Source organism: Enorma phocaeensis (assembly GCF_900186505.1).
Lineage (GTDB): Bacteria > Actinomycetota > Coriobacteriia > Coriobacteriales > Coriobacteriaceae > Enorma > Enorma phocaeensis.
The window spans coordinates 989,740-999,098 of the sequence record NZ_LT891970.1 but is presented as its reverse complement, the minus strand read 5'-3'; the positions used below and the strand labels follow the sequence as shown (position 1 = coordinate 999,098).

Genomic DNA, 9,359 nt, shown 5'->3' with positions numbered 1-9,359 from the left:
GGAAAGGTGAATCGACTCGCCCCCCGAGGGGGGCCGTGGTCTCTCACTCACGTATAGGTGAGTTCCGCTCGAAATCACAAATGGTTATCAATCGTCTCTCCCTGGCGAGGAGGGCGCGCTCCCGCGCATTCTCCCTCTCCCGCCTCGCGGTATCCGGTTCCCAAGGTACCCGCCTGCGCGGCCCGTGCCGCGCGGCAAGGAGATATATTGCCAGAACCTCAGGAGCATGTAAGCGGGAATCATCGGCTCCATATTTCCTACACAATCAACCCGATTCAGGCCGCTTTTCCTACTATATATAGTGTTTCCACAACGCTTATCTACTAGTAGCTACCGTTGGCCGAACCTCATGCTTATAGGACTGAGAATCCGCTATCTTCGTCCTCCCCGCGGGCGATGTCGCACCCCGCCTCAAGGAGTTCGTCACGCGCAGCAATAGTGGGGGCCTCTGCATACACGCGCACGATCGGCTTCGTTCTGCTCGGCCGCATAAGCAACCATGACTCGTCTTCGAATTCCATCCTGAGCCCATCCATGTGGCTCACGGCAACCGGCTCGCGCCCCGCAACGGTGCGCGGGTTGAGGCCTGGCAGCATCGTGCGGAACATCTCGACCACCTCATTCTCGACTTTGAGGTTGCGTTTGGCTCGATACATCGATCCAAACCGTTCATCGAGTCCATCCACCAATTGCGACAGCGTCTTTCCGCTCTTCGCCATGAGCTCGCAGATCAGCAAGCAAACCGCGAACCCGTCACGCTCTGGCATCCAATCGGGCAGCCCCATTGCGCCATTCTCATCAAAGGCAACGAGGGCATCGCCTTTCAGCATCTCTTTATATAGGTACTCGTAACCAACCGGCTTGGTGGTTATCCTGCACCCCAACGATGCGGCGACGCGCCGCAGAAGCGCTGATGCAGACAGCCCCAAAACCACGCGACCGCTATATCCCCGGTTTACAACGAGATGCTCGAGCACGAGAGCGCACATCTTATCCGGGCCCACGAACCTGCCGTTCTCATCTACTATGCCCGCGCGATCGGCGTCGCCATCGGTCACAAAGCCCGCAACGGCCCCCAGATCCTGAACCGCCCGCTCGCAATCATCGACCCACGGTTCGACGGGATCCGGACGAACATCGTCGCATTCCGCACCTTGGGCGTCGTGGATCTCGATGATCTCGACTCCCAAAGCACCCAGCACCGCCGGCAGCCACCCTGCCCCGGCACCATAAAGCGAGTCGTAGATGACTTTGAGATGCGCCCCCGCGATAAGATCTCCGTCAACGCTTGCATAGAGCGCGTCAAGATAAGACGTCACCAGATCGATACGCTTGATCGCGCCGCGTTCCTCGGGCGCATCGGAGGGAAGCGCGTTTTCGACCTCGTCAGCCTCATCTGAAGACAACATCGCACCGTCCGCGCGAAACAGCTTGATACCGAGGTAGTCCTGGGGGTTATGCGAACCGGTAACCATAATGCCGCCGCAAGCGCGCTGATCTCGCGAGATCGTCCAAGCAAGCGCCGGAGTCGGGGCGACGGTGTTCGAGACCATGGCCACCAATCCGCGAGCGGCGAGAACCCTACCCGCCAGAACGGCGAACGACTCGGCGTCTTGGCGCGCGTCGTATGCGACGTAGACGATATCGCCCGGCCGCGTGCGTCCCCAGAACTCCGCTGCCGCATCGGCGATACGCGCGACGCTCTCCTCGGTGAAATCACCGTCGCGCCGTGCGAACCAGCCATCGGTTCCAAAATGGATCATCGCGCACATCGCGCAACACTCCTTGACTCGCAAGCTTGCTCAGAATCCTCTTTATACCCAAGCCGTCTTCATGAACGCTATCGGGTTGCGCTTATCACCGCTCGAGCACATCGGCCATAGCCGCTATCGAACATGGAGTGGCTCCGCAACAGGCTCCCATAAGACGGGCGCCATCCGCTTTCCAGGAACGGCAGGCTCGAGCAAAGGCGTCTGCGTCCTCACGCCAGACGAGCGCATCGTCCTCCGTCCGCTCCGCGTCCCCTGCGTTCGGCCTGACCATGACCGGAGTGCGAGCCGCTGCGACCAAACGGGGCACGGCGCGCGTCGCCGCACCAATCGAGCAGCAGTTCACGCCGACCGCAGCGACTCCGCGGCGCTCGGCGTACACTACGGCACCCTCGATGGTGAGCCCATCACCCAGCAGATTCCCCTCGTCGTCAATCGCGAAGCTCACCATAACCGGCATGCCGCGGGCGCAGTCGAACACGCCATCGAGCGCTGGCTCAAGGTCGCGGATGCTGCAGAACGTTTCGAGCAAGAGCGCGTCCACCCCCGCGTCGAGCAGAGCATGCCCTTGGTCGCGATAGGCGGCGCGGCAGGCTCGGTATTCGGCGGAATCCTTCTTCAGCCAGCTGAGGCCGCAAGGTCCTATAGACCCTGCAAGCAGCTGCGGGTGCGCGGCGCGCGCAGCGTCTACCGCAGCACGATTGACCTCGCGCATAGGCGCGAAGATGCCGTCGCGCCGCAACGCAGGCTCGCTCGCTTGGAAGGTGTTCGTGAGGAGCACCTGCGCACCCGCCGCTTCATATAGGCGGTGGATCTGAGAGACGGTCTGTGGTTCGGCGAGATTCCAGAACGCCGGCGGCACGTCAGCGGCGCCAGCCTCGCTTAGCAACATGCTCCCCATGGGGCCCTGCATAAGCAAGGTATCGCCACCAAGGCGCCGCATAAGCTCGTCTGCGCCCGAACGGTTGTAGTACTCGCCACGATACCGCGCAGCCGCGCTCGCTTCATCTTGCGATGGACTGGCACTCATCGAGCTATCGCCGCCTTTCCGCAAGCCCTGCTCCTAGCGCATCTATCGCTCGACGGTGATACCTTGCTGTTCAAGGTACGAGAGCCACCGGGCCATGGTGTCTTCGGAGAGCGCATGCTCCATCATGCAGGCCTCGGCATCCGCACGGTCAAATTCGACCCCGAGCTCTTGCACCAAGAACGTCCGAATGAGGCGATGCCGATACCACACGGCGGAGCCGATCTCACGCCCCTGCGGGGTAAGCATGACCTTGCCGTAATGCGATTGCTCCACGAGCCCTTGAGCTTTGAGCGCCGTGACGGCTTTGTTGACCGATGCCTTGGAGACGCCCAGCATCGTGGCGATATCGACCGAGCGAACGCCCGCTTCTGCGCCGTCTTCCTGCTCGATTCGCACCATGCACTCAAGATAGTCCTCGTTGGCCACGGTGAGATGTAATTCGCGCGAGCGCTCGGTGGTGTCCATAGGGCTCCAATCTTTGTCTTTCGCTCGCCATTGTACCCCATCGTCTTAGCGGAAATGGCTAGCCGGGCCGTTGCGACGAGCGGCCTTCGGACAGTTGCCACCCTCGACGACGCCTATCGGAGACCGATCGCCTTGATCGCGGATACGCGTCCGAGCAAATCGACAGCGATGGAGCAGATAAGGAACGCAAAAGCGAAAAGGATCCCCGCGACAACCGCGACCCCCAGCGCAGCCGCAACGAGGGGAAGCGTTGGGTCTCCCGCGGCCATCACGGCAAAGAATGTATCCGCCAGGAGCGCGTCGGCATAGGGGCGCCAAACCAGATACGTGAACGACTGGAGGATGTAGAAGCCAAGTATCGCCGAGGCCGCGCGCGCGACCACAGCGCTAGCACGCGAGGCGCTCGAGGATTGCCGCGCAGGAGTGCCAAGCGCCACGGCAAGCGCCGCAAGAGCCAAGGCGAACGAAAGCAGGGAGGTCGATTTGAACGAGAGCGCCTGCAGCAGATCCGCCCGACCGGCGTATGCGCAAGCGACCTCGACCACAGCGCAAAGGATGAGCACCGCCGCGAGCGATACGAGCGAGCGCCGCCTCCACGTTCCGGCGCCTGACCGGTTGGCAAGCTCGCCCACGACGGCACCGGAGATGAAGCTCGCCGCGTAACTCACCGCGCTCATGATCTTGCGCCATTCAAGAAGGTCTCGCTCGACCTCCCCCGGCGACACGAACGCTATGTAGGCGTTCACCGCAAACACCGCGAGCACGAAGATCGCCACAACCGGCATCCGACGCGAGCCGAGCCGCCACCATATCCACGAGAGCACCGGTGCGAGCACGATGAGCGCAAGGTACACCCAGATGAACTGGAGACCTCCCACGATCCATGCGCTCTGGTCGAAACCAATCCCGGGAAGCGGGAAAATCCAGGCATCGATTATGAGCGCGAACACCGCGTACCACGCCACCGAAAAGAGAACGACCGCGCCACGGCGCGCCGTCCTGAGATAGGCATCGCGCCAATAGCCGTCCTCACCAGCTCGAGCAGCCATGCTGGGGATAAGAAAACGCCCTGATATGGAGAAGAACACATGGTTGCCGAAGGTCCCAAGCAGATTGATGAAGCCGAGCAGGGCGAGCGCGGCCGGAAATGCCGCAGCAGCGGAAGCAACGCCGCCGCTCGCCGCGGCATCGGCCAATGCAGCCGGTCCAACAGGCCCCAGCCAAGTCGAAGCTTCGACCGCATGGGCGAAAAGCTCTTGGAACGTGTGAAAGACCGCGATGCCCGCTATCGCCACAAACCGCAGCGCCTCGACGCGATAGTTGCGAGGGCGCGAGGAAGCGCGGGAGGGGGAATGCTGCGACATCTTTACCCGCGGGGACATCGCACCACCTCCTCGAAGCACAGCATCTGGTCTGGCACCTTCGCCATACGGCACATTCTACGCATTGAGGCGTGCTAGAGTAGGATTCACACGACAGAACCATGAGAGGCGACTATGTCACATATATATGATGCGACCGACGTGCTCGATCGCTTTCTCCGATATGTACAGGTACCAACCGCGTCAAGCGACTCCCATGCGGATCAGGCGCCCTCTACACCCGAGCAGCTCGTGCTCGCCCGGCTCCTTGCCAAGGAGCTCTCTGAGCTCGGTATCGCAGATGTGGAGGTTACCGAACACGGCTACGTCGTGGGCCATCTCCCCGCAAGCGCCGGCGCGGACGAGCGGCCAGCTCTCGGCCTGATCGCCCACCTCGATACGACCGACGTCGTCTCAGGCGAAGGCGTCGCGCCGCACATCGTTCATTACGAGGGCGGGGCGTTGGTGAGCGGCACCGGTATGAACGGGCCCGTCCAACTTGAGCCCGAGCAATACCCCCAGCTCACCGAGCTTGTTGGGGAGGATCTGGTCGTCTCAGACGGTAGCACGTTGCTGGGAGCCGACGACAAAGCCGGCATCGCCGAGATCATGGCCCTCGTTGCGCGACTCGTTACCCATCCCGAGCTTCCGCACCCCTCTTTGGGAATCTGCTTCTGCCCAGACGAGGAGATCGGCCACGGCGCCGCCCTGCTCGATCTCGAGCGCTTCGGCTGCGCATACGCGTATACGGTCGACGGCGGCCCCATCGGCGAACTCGAATGGGAGTGCTTCAACGCATGCAGCGTGACCGCGTGCTTCGACGGGCATTCTACGCATCCCGGCGACGCTAAGGGCGCCATGGTCAATGCCGGCAACCTGTTCTGCCGCTTCCACGGCCTGCTGCCTGAGCACCTGCGCCCCGAGCATACTGAGGGCTACGAGGGGTTCATTCACCTTCTGGGCGTTTCGGCCACCTGCGAGCACGCCACCGCCCGCTACATCGTGCGCGATCACGATCGGACAGCCTTTGAATCGCATGTCGCGCTCATGCGCGCCGCCGCCGGCTTCCTCAACGCCGAGCTCGGATGCGAGCGGGTCCATCTCGTTATCGAGGAGGAGTACCGCAACATGGCTGAAGTTGTCGCCAACCATCCGGAGCTCATCGACGCAGCCAAGGAGGCTTTTCTCGCCACGGGCATCGAGCCCCGCGTGATTCCCATCCGCGGCGGCACTGACGGCGCCCAGCTCTCTTTCCGCGGGCTACCCTGCCCCAACCTCTCTACCGGCGGCTACGCGTGCCACAGCGTCAACGAGTTCATCCCGGTACGCTCGCTCGAGCGCATGGTCGACGTTCTCACCGAGCTCGTCGCACGCTTCGCATAACTGTCCATGTTGACGCATCTCGATGTGCCCCGTGAACATCGAGATGCTGCCAGATAGTCAGATTCGGCGATAATTCGGCCTGTTCCGTCTATCTAGCAGCATCTCGATGAAATCGCTCCCGTGAGAACCAAGCTGAGATGCGTGTATATGGACACTTTTGCATCTTCGGATGATCCGGGAGCACGACAACGCGGCCCGATCCGGGCACTGGTTACAGGAGCGTGGTTGCGGATCCAGGGGCTGATTGCATGGGCGCGCCGTTGTCATGCAGGAACGACGGCGGTCACAGAGCGCCTGCACAAGCTGGAGATACCCCCGGTCGGGAAGGCGGCGGTGGCAGCGCGGCCACCGCAGCTGCTACTCCCCTGATTCGGCAGACTCGTCTTCAGAACTCGAACCGCTGGTGGTTGCCGTACCGTTCGCCCAGTCGTTTGCCTCGTTGTTGGAAAGGTCGCCGATCGTCGTCGAGCTACCGCTATCGAGCGACAAGCCGGACTGCGGTCCCTCGGGATCCTCGCCGGCATCGACGCGGGCCATCATTTCCTCGAGCTCTTCCTCATGCACGAAAACGTAGCTCACGCCGTTGATGTACGTATCGCCGCCAGCATGCGAGGGGATGTTTGCGGTCCACATGGAGTCCGTATCCATACCCCGCATCGCGTTGGCGAGAGAGAGGATATCCGGAAGCGAGAGGTCGGTGGCCACCATATCGGCCATGGCATCGATGATACCCGGCAGCTGGGTGGCGTCGGTCTTGTTGAGGATCGTGTTCGCGAGGGCGGCAACGAAGATGCGTTGGTGGCGCATGCGGGTGTAATCGCCGTCGGCGAAGGCGCGCGAGCGGCAGAACGCGAGCGCCTGCTCGCCGTTGAGCGTCTGCAGCCCGGGCTCGATGGTAAAGTCGGCAGCCTTGGGATCGTCGATCTCGTCGGGGACGTTGACCTCGACCCCGCCAAGTGCATCGACGAGCTGCACGAGCCCATCGAAGCTGATCTCGGCGTAATGCGAGATCTCGATGCCGCAGAGCTCGTTCACCGCCTCGACCATACCGGCGGCGCCCTCCTCGGTGTGGGCGGCGTTGATCTTCATGGTCTCGCCCTTGTAGGTGATGCGGGTGTCACGCGGAATCGAGATGAGTGTCACCTGCTGCTCCGTGGGATCGATGCGCGCGAGGATGATCGTATCGGCACGGTACGAGGTCTCTCCGGGACGGCCGTCGGTACCCAAGAGGAGCATATAGAACGGCTCGCGCGCGACGTCGGAGTCAACGAGCACAGCCTGGAGCTCGGGCGTGATGATACCCGCATCGGAGAGGCGGGCGACGATGCTGTTGAACCACATGGCAGTGGCGGTGCCCGCAGTCACCAAGAAGGCGAGCAACACGCCGAGCACCGTGCGACGGATGATTCTGCCGCGCCGGCGCTGGCGTGAGCGCTCTGCGTAACGAGCCACGTTATCGCGGCTGTATATCCTGCTTGCCGTACTCGATGACGTGCGCCTCGACTGCTGGACGGCCTTCTTTCGACGCAAACCCATGCGTTACCTACCTAGTCATCCATCGGATCGGGCACCGTCACGCAGGCAACCTGCGCCCCCAATCCGCTCAACTTTTCAACGAACCGCTCGTACCCGCGCCGGATATGATGGATGGCAGACACCTCGGTCGTACCGTCGGCAATCAAGCCGGCAAGCACCAGGGCGGCGCCGCCGCGCAGGTCGGGCGAAACGACCTGGGCTCCCGAGAGCGCGTCGACGCCATGGATGATGGCGTGATGGCTCTCGATGCGAATATTGGCACCCATGCGCACCAGCTCGGATGCGAACATGAAGCGGTTTTCGAAGATGTTCTCGGTGATTACGGAGCTGCCGTCGGCAAGCGCGGACAGCACCATCACCTGAGCCTGCATATCGGTTGGGAAGCCGGGGAACGGCAGGGTCTGGATGTCCTCGGGGCGCAGGTGCTCGGCCCGCATGACGCGAACGTTGTCAACGCCTCGTTCGAAGGGAACGCCCATGAGCTCGAGCTTCTTGAGCACCATGCCGAGATGCTGCGGATTGAAGCCGGCGACCTCCACCCCGGCGGCGCCTGCGGTAAGCGCGCCGGCAACGATGAAGGTACCCGCCTCGATGCGATCACCCACCACGCGGTGCTCGACCGGATGCAGGTGCTCGACGCCCTCGACCTCGACGACCGGGGTGCCGGCACCGGAGATCTTGGCTCCCATCTCGTTGAGCATGTTTGCAAGGTCGATGATCTCGGGCTCGCGCGCGGCGTTATCGATGATCGTCGTCCCCTTGGCCCGAACCGCCGCCATGATCAGGTTCTCGGTGGCCCCAACGCTTGCGAATTCCAAGGTAACCGCCGTACCAACAAGCCCATCGGGCGCATCAGCGTAAATGTAGCCGTGATCGGTGTCGAAGTTGACGCCCAGGGCCTCGAGCCCCAGGATGTGCATGTCGATTTTACGGGCGCCCAAGTTGCAACCGCCGGGCATAGCGATCTTGGCCTTGTGGAACCGGCCAAGCAGCGGTCCCATCACCGCCGTCGAAGCGCGCATCTTGGCAACGAGCTCGTAGGGAGCCTCCCAGGAATCAACTGCCGAGGTGTCGATGGCAAGCGTGTGCTCGTCGAGAACCTCGATCGTGGCACCCAGGCCCTTCAGAACCTTGCCCATAACATGCACGTCGGAGATATTGGGGACGTTTGTGAGCGTAGTCAGGCCCGGGGCGAGCAGCGTCGCAGCCATGAGCTTAAGAGCGGAGTTCTTTGCTCCGGCAACCGTCACGCAACCCTCGATGGCATGTCCGCCCTCAACACGGATGATATCCACGCGCCATCCTTTCACCCAGCTATAACAGGGTCTCCCCTATAAGCAGCATCATGCCCGGAGGAATCCCCCGGGCATGATGCGGCGAATCTTTCGTTCTGAGGGCGTCTGCGCCCCACGTCTATTCGGCAAGCAAGAGCCTGCACCATGCAATCTCATTATAGAGGTAGGCGCGGCGTGCATCATCTTCAGACAAATTACCCAGCTGTTCTTCAAAACCTGCGAGTTTTTCTCGAACCTCGTCGGCGTTGACGTCCGCCAGATCCTCTGCCCGTGCGGCAAGGACGACCACCTCGTCGTCTGCAATCTGCACATAGCCGCTCGTCACGGCAAACACATGGTCGCTCTCGCCCATCGCCTGGTCCGCCACGCGCACATAGCCGGGCACGATCGTGGCGATCTCGCACGCATGCCGAGGCAGCACGCCCAGCTCGCCATCGCTCGCAGGCACCGAGACGAACGCCGCCTCAGCCTCGTAGGCGTTGTGCTCAGGACAGACGATGCGGATGTGCATGGCTCCCAT

At 62.3% G+C, this 9,359-nt stretch carries 8 protein-coding genes; 1 reads left to right on the top strand and 7 read right to left on the bottom strand.

Going from position 1 to position 9,359, the window contains the following annotated elements; genetic code table 11:
- Positions 1–353: 353 nt before the first annotated feature.
- The 4 genes from C1717_RS10430 to C1717_RS10415 form a co-directional block, all read right to left on the bottom strand.
- A complete protein-coding gene (locus tag C1717_RS10430; protein WP_102373073.1) occupies positions 354–1,772 on the bottom strand; it encodes a phosphohexomutase domain-containing protein in 1,419 nt (472 codons plus the stop codon).
- 85 nt (positions 1,773–1,857) lie between these two features.
- A complete protein-coding gene (locus C1717_RS10425) occupies positions 1,858–2,799 on the bottom strand; it encodes a homocysteine S-methyltransferase family protein (RefSeq protein ID WP_102373072.1) in 942 nt (313 codons plus the stop codon).
- Between the two features lie 42 nt (positions 2,800–2,841).
- Positions 2,842–3,264, bottom strand: coding sequence for a metal-dependent transcriptional regulator (locus C1717_RS10420; RefSeq protein WP_102373071.1), 423 nt, complete (start codon positions 3,262–3,264; stop codon positions 2,842–2,844).
- 113 nt (positions 3,265–3,377) lie between these two features.
- Complete coding sequence (locus C1717_RS10415) at positions 3,378–4,646, bottom strand: acyltransferase family protein (RefSeq protein WP_102373070.1); 1,269 nt, start codon at positions 4,644–4,646, stop codon at positions 3,378–3,380.
- Positions 4,647–4,760: 114 nt separating this feature from the next.
- Between C1717_RS10415 and pepT the strand changes: the two genes are divergently transcribed.
- On the top strand, positions 4,761–6,008 hold the full coding sequence (gene pepT, locus C1717_RS10410; protein ID WP_102373069.1) for a peptidase T: 1,248 nt from the start codon (positions 4,761–4,763) through the stop codon (positions 6,006–6,008).
- 357 nt (positions 6,009–6,365) lie between these two features.
- Here the strand turns inward: pepT and C1717_RS10405 are convergent, their stop codons facing one another.
- The 3 genes from C1717_RS10405 to atpC form a co-directional block, all read right to left on the bottom strand.
- On the bottom strand, positions 6,366–7,544 hold the full coding sequence (locus C1717_RS10405; RefSeq protein ID WP_102373068.1) for an LCP family protein: 1,179 nt from the start codon (positions 7,542–7,544) through the stop codon (positions 6,366–6,368).
- Positions 7,545–7,555: 11 nt separating this feature from the next.
- Positions 7,556–8,839 (bottom strand): UDP-N-acetylglucosamine 1-carboxyvinyltransferase, encoded by a 1,284-nt coding sequence (murA, locus tag C1717_RS10400; RefSeq protein ID WP_102373067.1) that lies wholly within the window; start codon positions 8,837–8,839, stop codon positions 7,556–7,558.
- Positions 8,840–8,957: 118 nt separating this feature from the next.
- Complete coding sequence (atpC, locus tag C1717_RS10395) at positions 8,958–9,359, bottom strand: ATP synthase F1 subunit epsilon (protein ID WP_342745808.1); 402 nt, start codon at positions 9,357–9,359, stop codon at positions 8,958–8,960.

What these genes read in the sequence shown, in the direction of transcription:
- C1717_RS10430 (WP_102373073.1), bottom strand. Translation starts at nt 1,772, where the DNA reads ATGTGCGCGATGATCCATTTTGGAACCGATGGCTGGTTCGCACGGCGC.
- C1717_RS10425 (WP_102373072.1), bottom strand. Translation starts at nt 2,799, where the DNA reads ATGAGTGCCAGTCCATCGCAAGATGAAGCGAGCGCGGCTGCGCGGTAT.
- C1717_RS10420 (WP_102373071.1), bottom strand. Translation starts at nt 3,264, where the DNA reads ATGGACACCACCGAGCGCTCGCGCGAATTACATCTCACCGTGGCCAAC.
- C1717_RS10415 (WP_102373070.1), bottom strand. Translation starts at nt 4,646, where the DNA reads ATGTCCCCGCGGGTAAAGATGTCGCAGCATTCCCCCTCCCGCGCTTCC.
- pepT (WP_102373069.1), top strand. Translation starts at nt 4,761, where the DNA reads ATGTCACATATATATGATGCGACCGACGTGCTCGATCGCTTTCTCCGA.
- C1717_RS10405 (WP_102373068.1), bottom strand. Translation starts at nt 7,544, where the DNA reads ATGGGTTTGCGTCGAAAGAAGGCCGTCCAGCAGTCGAGGCGCACGTCA.
- atpC (WP_342745808.1), bottom strand. Translation starts at nt 9,359, where the DNA reads ATGGGAGCCATGCACATCCGCATCGTCTGTCCTGAGCACAACGCCTAC.